This is a genomic window from Pseudarthrobacter ribosi (assembly GCF_055412865.1).
In genome coordinates, this window is the sequence record NZ_JBVAYZ010000027.1 from 12,643 (window position 1) to 30,409 (window position 17,767).

21 protein-coding genes are annotated in these 17,767 nt (G+C 66.1%); 10 read left to right on the plus strand and 11 right to left on the minus strand.

The window, feature by feature from the left end; all coding sequences use genetic code 11:
- Nucleotide 1: 1 nt before the first annotated feature.
- A complete protein-coding gene (locus ACZYZ5_RS18795; protein ID WP_463903776.1) occupies nt 2–742 on the minus strand; it encodes a B3/B4 domain-containing protein in 741 nt (246 codons plus the stop codon).
- Nucleotides 735–1,340 (minus strand): helix-turn-helix domain-containing protein, encoded by a 606-nt coding sequence (locus tag ACZYZ5_RS18800; protein ID WP_463903778.1) that lies wholly within the window; start codon nt 1,338–1,340, stop codon nt 735–737. The genes ACZYZ5_RS18795 and ACZYZ5_RS18800 overlap by 8 nt, the downstream gene beginning before the upstream one ends.
- A 412-nt stretch (nt 1,341–1,752) precedes the next feature.
- Between ACZYZ5_RS18800 and ACZYZ5_RS18805 the strand changes: the two genes are divergently transcribed.
- Nucleotides 1,753–2,052, plus strand: coding sequence for a recombinase family protein (locus tag ACZYZ5_RS18805; protein ID WP_463903780.1), 300 nt, complete (start codon nt 1,753–1,755; stop codon nt 2,050–2,052).
- Between the two features lie 478 nt (nt 2,053–2,530).
- Here ACZYZ5_RS18805 and ACZYZ5_RS18810 read toward each other — a convergent pair whose 3' ends face one another.
- From ACZYZ5_RS18810 to ACZYZ5_RS18845, 8 genes are all read right to left on the minus strand, one after another.
- The gene (locus tag ACZYZ5_RS18810; RefSeq protein ID WP_463903781.1) at nt 2,531–3,319 is read right to left on the minus strand and encodes a hypothetical protein; all 789 of its coding nucleotides are present in this window, start codon (nt 3,317–3,319) and stop codon (nt 2,531–2,533) included.
- 262 nt (nt 3,320–3,581) lie between these two features.
- Complete coding sequence (locus ACZYZ5_RS18815; protein WP_463903783.1) at nt 3,582–3,815, minus strand: hypothetical protein; 234 nt, start codon at nt 3,813–3,815, stop codon at nt 3,582–3,584.
- Between the two features lie 150 nt (nt 3,816–3,965).
- Entirely contained in the window at nt 3,966–4,169 is a 204-nt protein-coding gene (locus ACZYZ5_RS18820; protein WP_069951488.1) for a cold-shock protein, read from the minus strand.
- 299 nt (nt 4,170–4,468) lie between these two features.
- Nucleotides 4,469–4,750 (minus strand): hypothetical protein, encoded by a 282-nt coding sequence (locus ACZYZ5_RS18825; protein WP_463903784.1) that lies wholly within the window; start codon nt 4,748–4,750, stop codon nt 4,469–4,471.
- Nucleotides 4,751–5,417: 667 nt separating this feature from the next.
- Complete coding sequence (locus ACZYZ5_RS18830; protein WP_463903785.1) at nt 5,418–5,657, minus strand: hypothetical protein; 240 nt, start codon at nt 5,655–5,657, stop codon at nt 5,418–5,420.
- Between the two features lie 412 nt (nt 5,658–6,069).
- Nucleotides 6,070–6,417 carry a GNAT family N-acetyltransferase gene (locus ACZYZ5_RS18835; RefSeq protein WP_463903786.1) on the minus strand — a complete coding sequence of 116 codons (348 nt, stop codon included), beginning with the start codon at nt 6,415–6,417 and terminating at the stop codon, nt 6,070–6,072.
- Nucleotides 6,418–6,641: 224 nt separating this feature from the next.
- A complete protein-coding gene (locus ACZYZ5_RS18840; protein WP_463903788.1) occupies nt 6,642–7,364 on the minus strand; it encodes an ASCH domain-containing protein in 723 nt (240 codons plus the stop codon).
- Between the two features lie 196 nt (nt 7,365–7,560).
- Entirely contained in the window at nt 7,561–7,716 is a 156-nt protein-coding gene (locus tag ACZYZ5_RS18845; protein ID WP_463903789.1) for an ANTAR domain-containing protein, read from the minus strand.
- A 496-nt stretch (nt 7,717–8,212) separates the two neighbouring features.
- Between ACZYZ5_RS18845 and ACZYZ5_RS18850 the strand changes: the two genes are divergently transcribed.
- The 3 genes from ACZYZ5_RS18850 (at nt 8,213) to ACZYZ5_RS18860 (ending at nt 10,773) form a co-directional block, all read left to right on the plus strand.
- Nucleotides 8,213–8,698, plus strand: coding sequence for a hypothetical protein (locus ACZYZ5_RS18850; protein WP_463903791.1), 486 nt, complete (start codon nt 8,213–8,215; stop codon nt 8,696–8,698).
- 363 nt (nt 8,699–9,061) lie between these two features.
- The gene (locus ACZYZ5_RS18855) at nt 9,062–9,481 is read left to right on the plus strand and encodes a hypothetical protein (protein WP_463903792.1); all 420 of its coding nucleotides are present in this window, start codon (nt 9,062–9,064) and stop codon (nt 9,479–9,481) included.
- A gap of 470 nt (nt 9,482–9,951) precedes the next feature.
- Nucleotides 9,952–10,773, plus strand: coding sequence for a sigma-70 family RNA polymerase sigma factor (locus ACZYZ5_RS18860; RefSeq protein ID WP_463903794.1), 822 nt, complete (start codon nt 9,952–9,954; stop codon nt 10,771–10,773).
- On the opposite strand, the gene ACZYZ5_RS18865 is transcribed toward ACZYZ5_RS18860, so the two are convergent.
- Nucleotides 10,731–11,696, minus strand: a complete 966-nt coding sequence (locus tag ACZYZ5_RS18865; protein ID WP_463903795.1) for a glycosyltransferase family 9 protein — start codon at nt 11,694–11,696, stop codon at nt 10,731–10,733. The genes ACZYZ5_RS18860 and ACZYZ5_RS18865 overlap by 43 nt on opposite strands.
- Nucleotides 11,697–11,773: 77 nt before the next feature.
- On the opposite strand from ACZYZ5_RS18865, the gene ACZYZ5_RS18870 reads away from it, so the two are divergent.
- From ACZYZ5_RS18870 to ACZYZ5_RS18895, 6 genes are read left to right on the plus strand one after another with little or no spacing between them, the layout of a single operon-like run.
- Nucleotides 11,774–12,328 (plus strand): D-glycero-alpha-D-manno-heptose-1,7-bisphosphate 7-phosphatase, encoded by a 555-nt coding sequence (locus tag ACZYZ5_RS18870; RefSeq protein ID WP_463903796.1) that lies wholly within the window; start codon nt 11,774–11,776, stop codon nt 12,326–12,328.
- Nucleotides 12,325–13,401 (plus strand): glycosyltransferase family 9 protein, encoded by a 1,077-nt coding sequence (locus ACZYZ5_RS18875; protein ID WP_463903799.1) that lies wholly within the window; start codon nt 12,325–12,327, stop codon nt 13,399–13,401. The genes ACZYZ5_RS18870 and ACZYZ5_RS18875 overlap by 4 nt, the downstream gene beginning before the upstream one ends.
- Entirely contained in the window at nt 13,398–14,414 is a 1,017-nt protein-coding gene (locus ACZYZ5_RS18880) for a glycosyltransferase (protein ID WP_463903800.1), read from the plus strand. Before ACZYZ5_RS18875 ends, ACZYZ5_RS18880 begins: the two co-directional genes overlap by 4 nt.
- Entirely contained in the window at nt 14,411–15,664 is a 1,254-nt protein-coding gene (locus ACZYZ5_RS18885) for a glycosyltransferase (RefSeq protein WP_463903802.1), read from the plus strand. The genes ACZYZ5_RS18880 and ACZYZ5_RS18885 overlap by 4 nt, the downstream gene beginning before the upstream one ends.
- Complete coding sequence (locus ACZYZ5_RS18890) at nt 15,661–16,365, plus strand: D-sedoheptulose-7-phosphate isomerase (RefSeq protein WP_463903803.1); 705 nt, start codon at nt 15,661–15,663, stop codon at nt 16,363–16,365. Before ACZYZ5_RS18885 ends, ACZYZ5_RS18890 begins: the two co-directional genes overlap by 4 nt.
- Complete coding sequence (locus ACZYZ5_RS18895) at nt 16,362–17,765, plus strand: PfkB family carbohydrate kinase (RefSeq protein ID WP_463903805.1); 1,404 nt, start codon at nt 16,362–16,364, stop codon at nt 17,763–17,765. Before ACZYZ5_RS18890 ends, ACZYZ5_RS18895 begins: the two co-directional genes overlap by 4 nt.
- The last annotated feature ends 2 nt before the right edge of the window (nt 17,766–17,767 follow it).

A 17,767-nucleotide genomic window follows, 5' to 3' on the forward strand; every position in this document is an offset into this window, starting at 1 on the left:
GTCAGTTCCCTTCATGGCTTGAAGGGGGCACGGCTATCCGACGGCGGACGGTCCTGACGTCCGGACCGAGCCCCGCCAGCCGGTCGGCCAGGTCGTCGGCGGCGCCGTCGAGTGCCTCATCGGTCATGGGCTGGAGGGCATCGAGGATGAACAGCGCCGCTGTGGTGTCTTCTCGGAGTTGGGTTCTCCGGCCCTGGCGCCAGTTCCAGCGCCGGCAGATCACACCCGCGTCATCGCACCACACCACTTCGCCCGGATCTGGAGTCTCGATTACCTCAATGCCCCCCGCGAGGGTGTCAAAGGCCTCCGTGCCGGCGGCCCGGAGAAGCCGGGGGGCCCCGATATAGCCGGTGAGGTCCTCACCGCCCAAGGGGATCTGGTGCAGCACCGAGAGGGCGTTGTAGAGGTCGGTAAGCCGGTTCACCCGGGGCAGACCGGACGCCGCGCGGCGCAGCAGGGCCTCCAGGCTGTTGCGGGTGCGCTGCGGCTTGGCGCCGAACGCCTTGTAAGCCTCGCGCCACGCAGCCACGTGCGGCAGATCCTCCACAAGCCGTCCGCTCAGCGCTGCGCGGGCTGAGGCCTCCGCTGCTTGGAGCAGCGTGTCACTGGCCTGATCGCTCGGCCCCGGGACGAGCCCGTCGACAGCCAGCAGGACGGCCCGGTAGTCCGGCCGCACCGAGAACACTGCGGCATCGACCCCGGCGCCGTTCAGAAACTCCTGAAGCGTTTCCAGATCACGCATCGGTCGCCTCCGGCCGGTGTCCTGATCCCACGCCCGGTTCAAAGACCGCCAGGGAGAAACGGGCAGGTTCCTTGCCCACGGCGCCATACGAGTGCTCCACGTCGCCGGGAAAGGACACAGCGTCTCCGGCCTCGAGGATGAACGCCTCACCGGCAACCACGACGGAGATGGATCCCTCCTGGACCTGCAGCAGCTCCTTGGTCCCCGGTGAGTGCGCTTCGCTCCCGTGGGTATCCCCGGGGACCATCGTCCAGTCCCAGAGTTCCACCACATCGGGCGTCTCTGTCCCGGCCACCAGCACGCCACGGCCGCCGGCATCCGAACTCCACAAGGCGGCACCCTCACCCCTGCGGGTGACCGTCACTGGCCTGGGGCGCGGGAGTTCAACCAACGAGGGCAGTCCAATCCCAAGAGCGTCACTGATTCTCAGGAGCGTCCCGACACTGGGATTCGTGGCGCCCTGCTCGACGTTGACCAGCATGCGGCGGCTCACACCTGTGGCCTCTGCCAATTGATCAAGCGTCCATCCCCGCGACTGCCGTTCCTGCCGCACCCGGGCGCCAATTGCTACCGCGAGGGCAGATGTACTCTTATCCATGAGTGCATCATAGTGCACTAAGAGTGCACTTTGCACTTCGAGTTTGGTCCAATCAAGACGAAAGCGCCTAGGGCCATACCGGAAGATGGGTCGTCGCCGCCAGCTGGCGGGTGGGCGACCCCGGCTATAGGCGACCGTTCCCGAGACGGCACGGACGGCGCATCCCAGATCCGGCATTTCTGGCTCACGATCCGTGTCCGTTTATTACGTGTCGAGACCAGCGTTGGTAGACGGGACGCGTGAGGGCAGAACCCCATGCATCTCAAAGACGATCCATTACTGAGACGGCCGACCACTTTTGAGGTCGTGCGAGAAATGTCGAGGATCCTGCGGTTCGACACGGACCATCGATGTCTCAAAACCCGTCCAGCAACGGACAGTCTCACGGCAGATTGCTCGGCTTTAAGAGAATGTGGGGACATCCTACGCGAGGGTTTCCACCGCTGAACCGAACCTTGATCTGCAGCTCACGGCACTCCAGACCGCCGGCGCAGCCCGGACCTTCGCCGACAACGGCGTCAGCGGATCCACGGTCGAGCGCCCTCCGCTCTCCAGAGCCCTGGACCGGTTGGAGACCGGCGACGTACTCACTGTGTGGAAGCTGGACCGCCTGGGGCGCGACACCCGGCACGTCCTGGACAACATCGAAGACATCCGGGAACGCGGAGCGGGTTTCCGGTCCGTCACCTGGAATCACCGACGCCGCAATTAGTGCGCTTCCATCTCTATCACGAGGCGCGGGCCTAAATAACAAGCGATGCATGACGGTGACGGACAAAAGACGTTCGTTCCAAGGGTTCGGGCTTCCGCCGGCTAAAGGCTCCGCTGACGCGAACGATTTTCTGGTCGTGCCCAGCGCCTAAGGCCGGTGCATGCGACTTCTGACAGTGAATGCCCGGGACTTCTGAAATCGTCAGCAACCATTCCAGAGAATTGTCGCGTCTTGGCGCGTTGGATCCGCCGGCAAAGGCGCCCGCCCAAGGTTCCCCTGGCGGGCACGGCCGCCGTGCAGACGAATTTGAACAATACGTGCAGCTGAGTTCAAAAAACGACACCGGCACCGACATGGCCAGATAGTGGATCGAAGGGGAGGAGTGCGGCTCCGGTGGGTCAGGCTCAGAGCGGGAGCCCGCAACTACTGCTCAAACTCGCCGGTGGCCTTGGTGAGGCATGAGAAACGGGGTGCGCTCCTAGGGCTGGTAGTACTCCTCTGTCGGAGTAAAGCCCGCACGGTCCACTTTCCGGTGGTAGTGAACTCCGGTGAGCCCGCCCAGCACGGCGCCTATCAGGGCTGTGGTGGCCACCGCGATGGCCGCAATGATGCCGCTTATACTCAGTTGCCCATCGAGCAGTGGAAGGCGAAGGAAAGTGTTGAGGGTGGTCAGGACGTTGTGTTGCCCATTGATCGCGAGCAGTGCCATCGCTGCGGCTCCGATGACGCCCCACAGCCACACCATGAGTCCCTGGCCGACGCCGTTGAAACGCGCCATCCGCCCTGCCACGTAGCCACCCGAAAAATAGGCGAGGAGCTGGAGCGACAGGAGCACGATCATGCCGGTCGTGCCCCCTGATGATTCCTGGCCAGCTCGGGGGAGCGGGTCCGTGCCGGGCAGAATGCCGGCACTGGCGGCCGCCGCCACCAGAGCAACCAGCAAAACAGTCATTGCGGTCGAGACCAGCCAGCCGAAGAAAGCCGAGCCGATCTTGATGCCGCCGAACCGCTCCTCTTCGCGGGCAACCACGGTTTCGCGGATAGCGGCGGTCTGGTCTCCGGGCAAAATATCGTCGACCGGGCCGTCTGTGTCATCGAAGTACCCGTCGTTCTCGCCGTAGGGGAGAACACCGTCAGTCTCTTGGTAGCGGCGGTCGTCAGCACTGTGGTCAGAAGCGCGGGTTTCCGTTTGATTCAGGGGTTCCGGAGTGCCGTCACGGTCTGCGTCGAGTCCGCGCGCATCGCTAGGACCGCTTGCGCTGACCATAAGGCATCCTGCCTTTCAATGATCGACCGGGCTCGCTTCCGCGGTGCCCCGGGCCGGACATTACTAAAGTTATGCGCACTCAGCCTGGTTCACGAGGGGCTTTGTGCCCGACTATGACCCTTGCCTGACTATGACAGGTTGAGATGGCCCTTGCCTGGACGCCATGCGAGAGCGCCGGACGCGGCAGGTGATCCGGGTGTGACAACATCCGGGTTCCCACACGCGACCCCGGGAAGGGGCGGTCAACATACCCACCACATGCTCAGAGCGGGATTGCGGGGAATTTCTTCCATTCGCGGTGGAAGCGGTTCTCTGCCTCGAGTGCAGCGGTTTGTTCCAGCGCGTGCAGCCCTCCGTAGCTGAACCCGTTCTCCTCCAGGGTGAGGGCCTTGGCGCCGAGTCTGCGCAGAAGCTGGCGGGTGACGACGCTGTCCTGATGGGGGACCGGCTTACGGGCAAGATGGCGCGAACGACGGGAGCGTTCCGATGTAGACACTCAGGGACGGCATAACATGACGCCTGGTGCAGGCGACCTTCGGTCAAAACGACGGCTGATATTACGTCATCGTGCCACGTGTTTACTCTCGCCCCCGGACACAGCGAGAGACTGGCCGGCCGCAACGGCTGACCAGTCTCTTAGGGACTGCTAGAGCGGCTGGATGTTCTCAGCCTGGGGGCCCTTGGGGCCCTGGGTGATGTCGAACTGCACCTTCTGGTTCTCGTCCAGGGACTTGTAACCGCTGGATGCGATTGCCGAATAGTGTGCGAACACGTCAGCGCTTCCGTCGTCAGGGGCAATGAAACCGAAGCCCTTTTCGGAGTTAAACCACTTGACAGTACCTGTTGCCATGCTTGATTTCCTTCACGGGTCGCTGGGCGGTTCCGCTTCTCGGAATACCGTCCCCGCCACTCACATGGATGAGCCTATGGGCGATCGTTGGCAGGGGCAACAGTTGGCTTCAAAAGCGGAAGTCGTCGAGGCGGCCTGGCATCAGCTGGGGCCTGAAAAGGGCCGAAGGGTGAGCCGACCGGTGCGGGGGCCAGTTGCCGGTCTGCCTCAGGACGTACAAGTTCCGCAAGGCAACCTCTGCAACCAGATTCCTAAGAGCATCCTTCAGCGGACACAAGCATGCCGGGCGTTCCGCGCTCTCAGCGACCAAGCACCGAATCCGCGATCCGCTGCGCGGCTTGGTCCGCTGTGATGTGTGTGTCGATGACCTCGGCTTCATTGTGCAGCCAGGTATGAACTGCCTCGGCGTATGGCTCCAAGTACGCGAAGCGGAACGTCGAGGGGCCGAGGACTTTGTCGTTCTGTACACGGTCGCGGAGCGTGGCCTGGTCGGCGTGGAGCACGAAATGCCGGATCGGTATGCCGTGCACGGTGAGGCCATCGCTGATCTCCCGCCAGTAGCTCTCGACCAAGACAGTCATCGGCATCACGAGTGTGCCGCCGGTGTACTTGAGCACCCGCCGAGCGGTTTCGACATCGAGCCTTCGCCACGGCTCCCAGTGCTGGAAGTTGTCCGTTGCCCGCCCGTAGGAACCCCGCTAGAGGGGTGCCTGAGGCGGTTGGCCCAGCGGATGAAAGTGTGGCGTCTCAGTTCCAAGGGTCTCGTGGGGTCCGCCGGGACTCCCCGAAGGAACAGACCTCGTTCGTGCAGGTCAAGCGTCCTCGGGCGCCACTCCGACGTGGGCCACCGGTGTGGTCCGGGTGATTACACCCGTCGGCTGCCGTCCCGACTGCGTGCGCGTCAGTTGAGCGTGACGGACGTATTTTGTGAATGAAGGACTGGACCATAGGAATGAAGCCCGGTGCCAGTTGCGAAGCTCTGTCGATGGCCGGATCGGGGGCTTCCATGAACAGGCCGTGTCCGGCGCCAGGGAACACGGCTATGCCGTGTGGATTTCCGGGTAATGGCGGGAGAAGTGACGAGCAGGCTGCCAGGCACTCGGGGACTGGAACCAGCGCGTCCGATGCTCCCAGCAAGGCCAGAACCGGGCACTGGACCTTGGGCAGGATCACTGTGGGGTCAAATTCGAGAACTCGCCGCAGGAATCCCAGCATCTCGACGGTGTCGAAGTAGCGCGTCGTAATTTCCTACCACGTTCTGCCGGGAAAGGTTTCTTGACGTGTCAGGACTTCCTCGAGAGCCTGCCCGGAGAGGAGCCGGTCTGCACGGTCATCGAGCCACCTTCCAGCTTCCGTTAAAGCGGGGTCATCCTGGCCGTCCTGCCGCAGGTCGTTCAGGATCCTGAACCGGTCCTGGGACGCCGGCGATACTCCCGGCCCTGAGTTGGAGATGACGAAGCGGATCCGGGCATCGACGGTCGATGCCATCAAGGCCACCCATCCGCCCTGACTCACGCCGTACAAGCCGCATTCCCCTTCCTGCTACGGCTGGGTGTGATCTCAGCAGCGCCGCCGCAAGGGATTCTTCCGCGCGGTCAGCCAGGGATTGAGTCTTCCAGTCACCGGGGGAGGCTCCGCAGCCTGGCTTGTCGTGGGTGAGGACCACGGCGCCGCATGAGACAAACAGATCAACCGCAGCACCCCAGCCATCCGCGGTGCCGTCTCCGGAGCCGTCCACCAGGACCAGTCCCGGCTGGGGGACCGCTGAAGGAAGATAGTGAATCAGAGCATCGAGGTCGCTGGCGGCAGTCCTGACTCGGGTGCGCCCCTGACAATTGGTTCCATAGCCCGGACTGTACCTCACCAAACTCTCTCGTCCGGACGTCGCCTCTGGGCGCGCTTAGAGCCGGATCCAATAGCGCCAGGCGGCGTCGTCCGCGAGCTCCCCGAGGTCGGCCCGGGCGCCGCCCTGGCTCTCGATCGTCTTCGCGGAGGCAACGTTTCCGGCCTCGCACATGACGAGAACTTGGCCCATTCCCAGCACTTTAGCTTCGTGGAGTATCCGGCCCAACGCCCACGCTGCGAGTCCGCGCCGGCGTGCTGAAGGCCTGATCCCGAAGCCGATATGCCCGGTCCGTGCCACAAGGTCGTGGGTCTCGTGCCGCAGCGCGATCCCGCCCGTGACGTGGCCGCCGTCGATGATCCATCGGTACGTGCAACGGCCTGACTCTTCGGCAAGCCGTGCCACCCAGGCCTCGAACCCGCCGGCGAATCGACGTTGTCAGTCTGCAGCAGCCCGAAACCATCCTCATGGACACCGGGGCCCCACTCGGCGTGGGCTTCCAGCCACGCGGTACGCAGGCGGCGTGTCGGTGCGATCAATTCAGGCATGGCACCCAGTCGACCCCCTGGATTGTCGGAAGTCGTCTGCACCGCTGATGCCGTGGACCGATCTGCTTCGCTGCTCTCGCATTAGGCGTGGGTAGGTGGCGTCAGGTTGAAGGCGACGACGTCGACCTCAGCATCCTCGGGCAGGCCGGGGTAGTGACTCCGTAATCCATGACCTAGCTCGTCGATTGGCGTGCCTGGGGTGAGTCGTGCCTGTTCGGCCGTCATGCGGTCAAGCCGGTGACGTTCGACTCCGGTCACCGAACCATTCAATGTGCGGTGCTCAGAGTCGTCTTCGAACACGAACAGAGCGGGCCCGGGGGCAACCGGGTCGTCATGGCGGATAGTGGTCGTCTTGGTGCCGCTGGCAACTGCGTCGTAATAGCGTTTGTTGAACCGCACTATCCGCCTCGCGTTGGCATCCGGGAAGAAGTACGTGTCGGGAAGCAGCTTGCGGATCGGCCGCAGCTGCGGACCATCGTCGCCCGGGACGGCCACCAGGACGTCCGGGTGAAGGTCGAGCAGGGCCTGCCGGCATCTTCCGCACGGCGGGATGAGCCCGCGTCCCTGATCACCGGCGGCGGCAATCGTCAGGAGCGGCCCTGAGCCGGTCGAGGCCGCTGCTCCCATTACGACGAGTTCCGCGCAGGGGCCGCCGGTGAAGTGGTAGACGTTCACTGCGGTGTGGATTCTCCCGGAGGCATCCATGGCCGCCGCGGCGACCGTGTGATTAGGGTCGTTTCCGAGTGTCGTAGCCAGACCTTCTGCGGCGGCGATGACTCGGAGTTCGGACTCGAAGAGTTTCATGGGCTCATTCTGCCGGATCCCTCAATCGAAGTGGTCGTCACAACGACGAGCACTTGGCCGGTACCCGGAGAGGACCCGTCGTCCACCAAGCAAGCGATCCAGCTTGTGCCACTCCAGGCGGTCGGACCCCCATAGAACCTTGGAGCTGAGACGGATTCTGACCGCCGATCGTCGGGCAGCTGGATACCTGCGGTTCTTAGGTGTCGAAGGAGGTGGATACGCTCCGCTCGGGGCACACCGAATTCACGATGCCCTGTGCAATATCCCGGAGTTTCATGTTCCGGTGACTGGAAGCTGCTTTCATCATGGCCATGGCCGCCTCTTGGCTGCATCGGTTTTGGGCCATGATCATGCCCACAGCGACGTGGCCCCGCCGTAGCGCTGAGCACCGCCGCGGGTTTCGTCCTCTCCCTCGCCTGATGGGCGCGGCGACCGTCGCGCCGCCGTAATTACCCGGCGAAATGCTGCCCCGCTTGGCTGCTTCAGGCTGGCGGAGATGCCAGCCGAACGGCGTTTGTCCCACAGTCCTTGGGACAAACTGCTGACGGCCGTTGCTGTGGCCGGGTGGCACCTTCCTTGGCAGGGCAGGGCGGGGTGTTGCATGTTCTTGCTACTTCATGGCGGGGTCGGAGCGGGGCTACATGACTTGTCAGGGTTTCGTTGCCCGGATTCGGCAACAGTTCGGCGCCTCCGTGGATATGAATTTCTCAAGTACCGATGGTTTACAGGGTCCCCGCATAGCGGGAGCCCCGAGGAAGCCCGGCGTTCTTGTTGGCTGCGGCCCGGGCCTGTTTCGATGGCGCCCGCCGCCGTAGGCTGTCTAGATCCATCACATCGAGGAGGCACTCATGCGCACGGCAACAACCACGTCTCAGTCCGATCAGGTCCGCTATCTTTCGGAGAATCTCATCTCCCAGCTCACCCAAGGGAGGGAGTGGGCCACTCCCGGGGTCGAGGCGTCATTGAAAAGAGTGGTGGCGGGGCTCGATGCCGGGATTGAATCAGCGTCCCCGAGGATCCAGACTGGTCTACGGCGGCTCGCCGATGAGCTCGCCGGTGGAGTGGAAACGTTGGCTCCCCGTGTCAAAGAGGGCCTGCATCGGGTGGCACCGAAAGTTGTCCCGCCGGTTACGGCACCCGCCCGGACTACGTCGCGGCGGACGGCGTCCGGGAAAGCATGGCTGCTCGCCGGGGTGGCAGCTGTCACGGTGACAGCGGGAGTCGCGGCCTGGCTCTTTCGCCGGATGGATGACGAGCCGGTGGCGTCCGATGTCCAGCGCACCAGCGGCGTAGATCCCGACTTGCACGTCGGCTCCACGGAGGCCCGGCCCTGAGGCAAAACGTTCGAGTTGATCGCAGTGGATTTCCCCCACGTCCGTCGGGCGTGGGCCAGATTCTGGGAGGAACTCGACTCCATGTTTCAGTCCGGCGAACAGATCAAACAGCGTTAGTCGCCGGGCCGAATGCTCTTGCGCCAGGTTGCCGTCTCATGGCTGTTGAGTTCCTGCGCTGTTGGCTCCCGGGCGAAGGCAACGGCGTCCCCGGAAGGTACGACGACCGTCACCTCCGGTCTACGCGCGGGCCGTGTCCTTGTCAGCATCCCGGTGCAGAGCTACCCTGAGGCCGGGGGAGGGCATGAGGGTAGTGCCACGGCCGGAGGATCCCGGACGGGGTGCTCCGGGCAAAGGAGTTTGACTATGTCGACTGTCTCGCACCACGGCAAGGGGGCACGTGTCCGCGGGCGCAGGCCCTGGTGCAACGAATGTGCCACGGACGAGCACCTGGTCATCGAGTCGATCCAGGTGCTTCAACCACCGCGAACCGGGCTGGTGGATGCCGCATACACTTGCGTTGGATGCGGCTTTTTCTATGCCCACCCGGCCGCTGTGGTGCGGGTTGCTGAGATCGCGAATCGGCCCAGGCAACGGGCCGGCGTGCTGCAGTTCGGCGGGGTGTACCTGCACTGCGGGGAACCGATGACGATGGGCGGCCCGGAACTCCGCAGCATCTACGCTCCGGCGACAACCGAACAGTCTGGAGACGGGCCCCTTGAGGTGTATCTGCGCACCAGGGTCCTTCGCTGTGGCTGTGGATTCCAGATGGAAATACCGGACTGACGTCAACGGCAGCCGGAGCTGGACGTTGGGCCGATCGTTGCGTTGCGCTGGCGGCTTAGGCGCGGAAGGCAGCGTGGCCCATGCCTTTGCTGCCGGCTGTGCACATCGCAGGATGGCATCCAAGTTCCGCATCCGGGCCGCGATTACGAGACTCATAGGCCGTTCAGGGAGATGTGCGCATCCCCGTCAGGCACTGAATTGCAAAGCCGCTAGTCGATTGCCAGAATGTGCCGCGTTGCCTGTCCGGTGACCATCAGCGTGATGACGGCAGGTGCCGCGGCATCTTCTGCTGGCCGGTTAGGCCCGCCAACTTTAGAGGGCGTCTTAGACTGTTCGTCCGTTCCCTGACACTGACATCCGTTGTCGCAGTAGAAGTCGACAGCCATTGTTTAATAAGCAAGCTTATGGTTCTCTACTGCTAAGTCTTGCCACGGGCTTTGAACGACATCGGTTCAGAGGAACTAACGACTATGGCAGAACCCCAGCCGTCGCAATCATTGATGCCACTGGTCCCGCCAGCGTCCGTGCAACCTGTCACCGGACGGGGTCCAGCGGGCCTTATCCGGCAGACGTTTGAGACCCGGCTGGTCCTCGACCATCTGGAACTGGCGGAAGCCCTGGCCTTCCGCTTCACAGGGCGCGGACGGGAACGCGATGACTTGAACCAAGTTGCGTATCTCGGTCTCGTCAAAGCAGCGAAGGGCTTTGACCCTGCCAAGGGGGCGAACTTCGCCGCCTTTGCTGCCCCCACGGTCGTGGGGGAGCTGAAGCGGTATTTGCGCGACCGTTGCTGGGTCGTGAGGCCGCCGCGGAGGATCCAGGACCTGCGAACGGAAATCCTACGATCCGAGCCGGAGCTGACCCAGGCCTTGGGGCACCGGCCCAGCCCCGGTCAACTGGCGCAGCAACTGGGAGTCCCCGAGTCGGCCGTGCTTGAGGCGATGGCCGCTTCGTCGAGCATGCGCCCGGATTCGCTCGACGTCGGCGGCGATCACGGCGGCGTGCCGGCGCTGGCCGATGCACTGGCCTCGCAGGACCTGCCGCTGGAACGGCTGGAAGAACTCATGTGCCTCAACAAAGCCATCCGTGAGCTGTCCGAACAGGAACGGGAGCTGCTGTACCACCGTTACTTTTGTGAAGAAAGCCAGGCCGAACTTGGGCGGCGCTTTGGGGTCTCACAGATGCAGATCTCACGCCGGCTATCCAAGGTGCTGATGAGGCTGCAGGAGCAGCTCGCTGGAGCCGAGTTTCAGAGCAAACCGAGGCCGCGGACCGCATCCAGGACTTCTTGAATCCGAACCCCCAGCAGGGCGGGATCCGGGTCCGCGGCAAACGGGTCGCCACGGCGCAGCTCCCGCTTGGTCAGCACCACGTGCGGGCCCGGCGGAGGGTCCCAGCGCTCGGGAGGGGCCGGCCCAAAGAGCACCACGGAGGGGCGGCGGTAAGCCGTGGCCAGATGGGCCGCCCCGGTATCCGCTGATACCACAAGCCGGGCCCCTGCCACCAGGGCAATAAACTCTCCGAGTGACAGCCTGCCGGCCAGAACCGCCTCCTCCGACAGGCCGGCCTGCGCAGCAACGGCCTGGGCGCGCGCGCGTTCAGCGGCGCTGCCGGTGAGGACTACGCGGTGCCCCGATTCCGCCAGGCGCGACCCCACTTCGGCGAACCGGCTTTCCGGCCAGAGCCTGCTGCCGAACGCGGCGCCCACATGGACGACGGTGGCGTCCGGGCATTGGGTGCGCAGGGGAGTCGGCTTCAGCCCGACGTCGTCGGGATCAGCGGTGATGCCGTGCCACTGCAGCATCCGCGTCCAGCGCCGCCGCTCGTGGATGTCCTCCACCCAGGCGGGACCGTCCCGGCCGCCTGCGGCATGCGAGATCAGCTGCCGGGCACCGACGGCGTCGATCAACAACTGACTCTCAGGCCCGCGGCCGTGCAGGTTCACCGCGACGTCCACCGCGCCCTGTTCCACGGCCAACGGCTCCAACAGCCCTGTCGTTGGCAGGAGGTCATAGCCGCCCACGAGGGCGACCGCTTCCCGCAGCCACGCCGGGCCCGCGTAGACCAGGCGGTGGCCCGGATATGCGCGGCGCAGCGCGTGCAGCGCGGGAACTGCGACGAGCAGATCGCCGAGCTGAAGCGCGCGCAACACCAGCAGCAAGGGTCGGCCGTCCGTCCCGGCTTCCGCCGGGGCGGCCGCAGCATTTCCTGGCATCGCTTCATCTCCTTTCCCAGGAGTGTAGCCCCGAAGGCGTGCGTTTAGCCGGGGGACGAACGGGGAACGGGGTGGGTATGGGAAGTACGGTTGCGGCGCCGCTACGGGCCGTCCTGTTTGACCGGGACGGAACGCTGATTCAAGACGTGCCCTACAACGGGGATCCGGCCCGGGTGCGTGCGATGCCTCGCGCCCGTGAGTCGCTGCAGCGCTTGAGAAGATGCGGAATCGCGTTAGGGGTTGTGAGCAACCAGTCGGGGATAGGCCGGGGGATCCTCACCGCGGCCGCCGTCGACGGCGTCAACGCCCGGATCGTTCAGCTGTTGGGCCCCTTCGACATCTGGGTCATCTGCCCACACGTTCCTGCGGACCTCTGTCCGTGCCGGAAGCCGGCGCCGGGCATGGTGCTGCAAGCCTGCAGCCAGCTGGGCGTTTCGCCGTCACAGACCGCGTTAGTCGGCGACATTGGAAGTGACATGGACGCGGCGCGAGCCTCGGGTGCCCGGGGCATCCTTGTCCCCACGGCGGTGACGCGGGCGGCAGAAGTGGAAGCGGCCGCGGAAGTGGCGGGGGACCTGGGAGCCGCAGTGGACCTGCTGCTGAAGGTGGACTCCGGGAGGGCGCGGTCATGACGCGGGTCCTCGTGGCCCGGCTGGACAGCGTCGGCGACGTTCTGCTGGCGGGTCCGGCGATTCGGGCTGTTGCCCATGGCGGCCGGCCCGACGGCCGTGACCCCAACGACGTCGTTGTGCTCTGCGGGCCGCAAGGGGAACCCGCTGCATCTCTTCTCCCAGGCGTTACCGAGGTCTACAGCTGGAGCTGTCCCTGGATTGCGAAGCCGGCCCCCCGGGTGGAAAGACGTCAGGTGGACGCGTTGTCGGCGTTCATAGCTGACTCGAGGATCACAGAAGCGGTCGTCCTGACATCCTTCCACCAGTCCCCGCTGCCGCTGGCCCTCCTCCTGCGGCTCGCCGGGGTCGGCCGTATTGCCGGAGCTTCCACGGACTACGCGGGCAGCCTGCTGGACGTCCGGCTGCGGCCCGGCGAGGATTTTCCTGAAGACCAGCCAGAAGCGGAACGGGCCCTCGGGATCGCACGCGCCGCCGGCTTCACCCTTCCGGCGGGGGACGACGGCAGGCTCCGCATTGAAGGGTATCCGGATGTGCGCGACCTGGTGGGGGAGGAACCCTACGTCGTGGTCCATCCCGGGGCCTCGGCCCCCGCCCGGGCCTGGCCGGCACTGCACCATGCGGCTGCGGTGGAACTCCTCGAGGGTGCCGGGTGCCGGGTAGTGGTGACCGGCGGCCCCGACGAAACGAAGCTAACGGCAACAGTCGCGGGGCCTTCCGCGGTGGATCTGGGCGGGCGGACCGACCTGAAGACCCTGGCCGGCGTCCTGGCCGGCGCCAGCGTGCTGGTCACCGGCAACACGGGTCCGGCGCATCTGGCGGCAGCACTCGGGACGCCGGTAGCGTGCCTGTTCTCTCCTGTCGTTCCGGCCATCCGCTGGGCACCGTACGGCGTTCCGCTGGAGATCCTGGGCGACCAGGACGCGCCCTGCAGGTTGAGCCGGGCCACTGAGTGCCCAGTGCCGGGCCATCCCTGCTTGGCGTCGGTATCACCCGAGCAGCTCCTGCAGGCGGTGGAACGTCTCCTCGGCGGAGTGCCGTCATTGTCCACGCGTCGGAAGGTGCGGCACCCATGAGAGTTCTCCTCTGGCACGTGCACGGGGGCTGGACAGATGCGTTCGTCCGCGGGACGCACGAGTACCTCCTGCCGGTGCTTCCGGACCGCGGGGCGTGGGGGCTGGGCCGCGCGGGCCGGGACTGGCCGGAATCAGTCCGGGAAGTTGCACTCGACGCCTTGGACCCCGGCAGTGTGGACGCAGTCATCCTGCAACGGCCGGAGGAGGTGGCGGCGGTGGAGCGCGCACTGCACCGGGTGCCCGGGAAGGACCTCCCTGCCGTGTATCTGGAACACAATACCCCGAAGGGCCAAGTGCCAGACTCCGTGCATCCGTTCGCTGATCAGCATGCCATCCCGCTGGTCCACGTCACGTACTTCAACCAGCTCTTCTGGGACAACGGATCGGCCCCAACCGTCGTCATCGAACACGGCATCCCGGATCCGGGGCACCTCTACAGCGGCGAAATCCCGGAGCTTGCCGCCGTGGTCAACGAACCCGTGCGGCGGGGCCGGGTCACCGGCACCGACCTCTTGGCCCGATTCGCCGCCGCAGCGCCACTGCGGGTCTTCGGGATGGGTGGAGCCGGGCTGCCGGCGGCTACCGGGCTGGCGCCGACGAAACTGTCGGTCTGCGGCGACCTGCCAACCGCGCGCCTGCACCGCGAGCTCGCACGCTGCCGGGTCTATCTCCACCCGGTTCGGTGGACCTCCCTGGGCCTCGCCCTGCTGGAAGCTATGCACCTCGGGATACCGGTCGTCGTGTTGGGAACGACCGAAGCCGCGCGCGCCGTTCCGGCGGAGGCCGGGGCAATCTCGACGAATGTCGATCACCTCGTGCGAGTCGCCGACCAGCTCGTCCGGGACCCCGCGGAAGCCCGGCAACGGGGAAACATAGCCCGGGAGGTGGCGCTGGAGCGCTACGGTCTTGGGGCCTTTCTCCGCGCCTGGGACGAGCTGCTCAACGACCTGATCTCGCCGCGCTTCCGGACGGGTCGGATTCTGATTCCAATGCAAGAAGGGAAGGGCCAGTGAAAATCTCTATGGTTTCGGAACACGCCAGTCCGCTGGCAGCACTCGGCGGGGTGGATGCCGGCGGCCAAAACGTCCATGTGGCCGCACTGTCAGAGTCCCTGGCCCGCCGCGGGCACCACGTCACGGTGTACACCCGACGGGATTCGGCCGGTCTGCCCGACCGCGTCCGGATCCTGCCGAATCTGGAGGTCGTCCACGTCGACGCAGGGCCCGCTCATCACCTGGCCAAGGACAAGCTCCTACCGTTCATGGGCCAGCTGGCCGACGGCATTTCCCGTGACTGGGGCCGACGCCCGCCGGACCTGGTCCACGGGCATTTCTGGATGTCCGGGCTGGCCGCGCTCGACGCAGCGCGCCGGGGAGGCGCTCACGTGCCGGTCGTCCAGACCTTCCACGCGCTGGGCACCGTCAAACGCCGCTATCAGGGAACCGATGACACCAGCCCGCTGGAAAGACAGTGGCTTGAGCCATCCGTGGGACGGTCCGTGGACCGCATCATCGCAACCTGCTCTGACGAGGTCTTCGAGCTCAGGGCCATGGGGATCGACACCACCAGCATTTCCATCGCTCCGTGCGGCGTGGATGTGGAGCTGTTCACCGGCGACGGGCCACCCGAGCCCCGCAGCAGCGCCCACCGCATCCTGTCGGTGGCGCGGCTGGTTCCACGCAAAGGCGTCGATCTGGCCATCAGCGCTCTGCCCCTGCTTCGGGAAGCGGGCTTCCACGACGTCGAACTGCTCATAGTCGGCGGCGGTGGCGACGCTGCGGACCTTGCGGACGACGCCGAGGCACGCAGGCTGATTGCCATTGCCACGGACCTCGGAGTCCGGGACCAGGTCACGTTCCGTGGGCAGGTGCCCCGCGGTGCCATGCCCGGCATTTTCCGGAGCGCCGACGCCGTGGTGTGCACCCCCTGGTACGAACCCTTCGGGATCGTGCCGCTGGAGGCCATGGCGTGTGGCATCCCGGTGGTGGTTGCAGCGGTAGGCGGACTAACGGACACCGTGGTGGATCACGGTACCGGCCTGCACGTGCCGCCGAAGGACCCGGCCGCCCTCGCCGCAGCTCTCGCCACTTTGCTGGGTGACGCCGGGCTGCGCCGCGACCTGGGCCGCGCCGGCCAGCAGCGCGCGTGGTCCCGCTATTCGTGGGACCGCGTGGCGGCCGAAACCGAAAGGGCGTACCTGCACACCCTGGCCGCGAGCGATGATTCCCGGCGGCTGGATTCTGTGGAAGGAGCAGCGCTGTGACCGCGCAGTGGTCCCGGGGCCGGGCCGCTCGTCCTCTGCTGCTCCTGCCCGACCAAGGTGACCGCACCGGCCGTTCGGCTGCTCCCGTAACCCGGCCCGAGTCCGAGGCAGCCGTCCGCTCGCACCTGGACAGCGTCGTCCCGGCACTTGAGTCGCTGCGGACACAGTCCTTTCGGCTGGCGGCCTGGGGCGAGGAACTGGCGCGCCGGCTGCCGCGCGGAGCGAGGTTGCTCGCGGCCGGCAACGGCGGTTCCGCCGCGGAGGCCCAGCATCTGACAGCGGAGCTGGTAGGACGGTTCGACGGCGAGCGCGTGCCGTTCTCGGCGATCTCGCTTCACGCAGAGACCTCGGCCGTGACCGCTATCGCCAATGACTACGGCTTTGAGGAGCTCTTCGCCCGCCAGGTGCGGGCCCACGCCCGCGCCGGGGACGTCCTGATGCTGCTCTCCACCAGCGGGAGGAGCCCCAACCTGCTCCGGGCGGTTGAGACGGCAAGGAAGATGGGCGTCACGACCTGGGCGCTGACCGGCCCCGGCCCCAATCCACTGGCCCTCAACTGCGATGAAGCCGTATCGATCGACAGTCCCGCGGCCAGTGCCCAGGAGTGCCATCTGATTGCATTGCATGCCATCTGCCGTGCCTTCGACGCCGAGATCCAGCGGCGCGGGCCGTTGGAAGCCCCACCGGGGGCTGCACCATGAACATCGTCGTTGTTGGCGACATCCTGCTGGACGTCGACCTCGACGGGCAGGCAACGCGGCTTTGCCCGGATGCTCCCGTACCGGTGGTGGATGTAGCCGGCACCCGCCACCGCGCGGGCGGGGCCGGGCTGGTCGCCACAATGCTCGCTGATGACGGCCACCACGTGGTCCTGGTGACAGTGCTCGGGGCGGACCATGCCGCCGACAAGGTTGAAGGGCAACTGGCTGGCGTGACAGTCGTCGCTGGCCCCTCGGGGGCGCCCACACCCGTCAAGACCAGGGTCCGCGCCGGCGGGCACCCGCTCGTCCGGTTCGATGAAGGCTGTCAACGCCCGGCTGTCCCCAGCGTGACCCCGGCGATGCTGCAGGCGCTGGACGGCGCGGCCGCGATCGTGGTGGCGGACTACGGCCGAGGACTGACGGCGAACCCGTCCCTGCGCGGGGCGCTGACGCGACTCATTGGTCGCATTCCCATCATCTGGGATCCGCATCCGGCGGGGGAACCGCCTGTCCCGGGCGTCGACGTCGTGACGCCCAACCTGTCCGAGGCCCGCGCGGCAGCGGCGGGCATGTCCCCGGCAACGTCATCCGCCGGCACCCCGGGGGAGCTGGCCCGGACACTGATGAAGCACTGGCGTAGCGGCGCTGTACTGGTGACCCAGGGCGAGGACGGAGTTACCCTCGTGCGGACCTCCGCCCCAACCCCGTTCCACATTGCAGCCCCGAAGACCCGGGTCACCGACCCCTGTGGCGCCGGCGACAGGTTCGCTGCCAGCCTCGCAGCCCAGCTTGCGGCAGGCCGGGACCTGACGGAATCGGCACCCCTGGCCGTCAGGGAAGCCGCGTCCTTTCTTGCCGCCGGCGGCGTCGCGGAGCTGAAGAGACCGCGACCGCAGTTGCCGGTCTCCCGGCAGAGCGCCGGCCCGCAGCCCGGCGGGTCCGGCAACGACGCGGCGATAGAACTGGCCCGCCGAGTGCGGCGCACGGGCGGCACCGTGGTGGCGACCGGAGGTTGCTTCGATCTCTTGCACGCCGGCCACGCACGTTCCCTTGCCGCCGCCAGGGGACTGGGTGATTGCCTGATCGTCTGCCTGAATTCGGACTCCTCTGTACGGCGTGTCAAAGGACCTACCCGTCCCATCATCAACCAACAGGACCGGACGGAGCTGCTCCTTGCTCTGGGATGCGTCGACGCCGTGCTCGTCTTCGACGAGGACACTCCGGAGGAATGCCTGAACATGCTACGCCCGGACATTTGGGTGAAGGGAGGAGACTACGACGTCCGCGCGCTGCCGGAGACCCCGCTGGTGGAGAGCTGGGGCGGCCGTTGCCTCACCGTCCCCTACCATCCGGCGCGCTCCACGACGCACCTCGCCGATGCCCTGGCGCGCGTCGGCTGATC

Coding starts and splice junctions, on each gene's coding strand:
- ACZYZ5_RS18810 (WP_463903781.1), bottom strand. CDS start 3,319: ATGGTCAGCGCAAGCGGTCCTAGCGATGCGCGCGGACTCGACGCAGAC.
- ACZYZ5_RS18830 (WP_463903785.1), bottom strand. CDS start 5,657: ATGGCATCGACCGTCGATGCCCGGATCCGCTTCGTCATCTCCAACTCA.
- ACZYZ5_RS18850 (WP_463903791.1), top strand. CDS start 8,213: ATGCGCACGGCAACAACCACGTCTCAGTCCGATCAGGTCCGCTATCTT.
- ACZYZ5_RS18795 (WP_463903776.1), bottom strand. CDS start 742: ATGCGTGATCTGGAAACGCTTCAGGAGTTTCTGAACGGCGCCGGGGTC.
- ACZYZ5_RS18800 (WP_463903778.1), bottom strand. CDS start 1,340: ATGGATAAGAGTACATCTGCCCTCGCGGTAGCAATTGGCGCCCGGGTG.
- ACZYZ5_RS18895 (WP_463903805.1), top strand. CDS start 16,362: ATGAACATCGTCGTTGTTGGCGACATCCTGCTGGACGTCGACCTCGAC.
- ACZYZ5_RS18855 (WP_463903792.1), top strand. CDS start 9,062: ATGTCGACTGTCTCGCACCACGGCAAGGGGGCACGTGTCCGCGGGCGC.
- ACZYZ5_RS18845 (WP_463903789.1), bottom strand. CDS start 7,716: ATGATCATGGCCCAAAACCGATGCAGCCAAGAGGCGGCCATGGCCATG.
- ACZYZ5_RS18880 (WP_463903800.1), top strand. CDS start 13,398: ATGAGAGTTCTCCTCTGGCACGTGCACGGGGGCTGGACAGATGCGTTC.
- ACZYZ5_RS18840 (WP_463903788.1), bottom strand. CDS start 7,364: ATGAAACTCTTCGAGTCCGAACTCCGAGTCATCGCCGCCGCAGAAGGT.
- ACZYZ5_RS18870 (WP_463903796.1), top strand. CDS start 11,774: ATGGGAAGTACGGTTGCGGCGCCGCTACGGGCCGTCCTGTTTGACCGG.
- ACZYZ5_RS18820 (WP_069951488.1), bottom strand. CDS start 4,169: ATGGCAACAGGTACTGTCAAGTGGTTTAACTCCGAAAAGGGCTTCGGT.
- ACZYZ5_RS18875 (WP_463903799.1), top strand. CDS start 12,325: ATGACGCGGGTCCTCGTGGCCCGGCTGGACAGCGTCGGCGACGTTCTG.
- ACZYZ5_RS18825 (WP_463903784.1), bottom strand. CDS start 4,750: ATGACTGTCTTGGTCGAGAGCTACTGGCGGGAGATCAGCGATGGCCTC.
- ACZYZ5_RS18860 (WP_463903794.1), top strand. CDS start 9,952: ATGGCAGAACCCCAGCCGTCGCAATCATTGATGCCACTGGTCCCGCCA.
- ACZYZ5_RS18865 (WP_463903795.1), bottom strand. CDS start 11,696: ATGCCAGGAAATGCTGCGGCCGCCCCGGCGGAAGCCGGGACGGACGGC.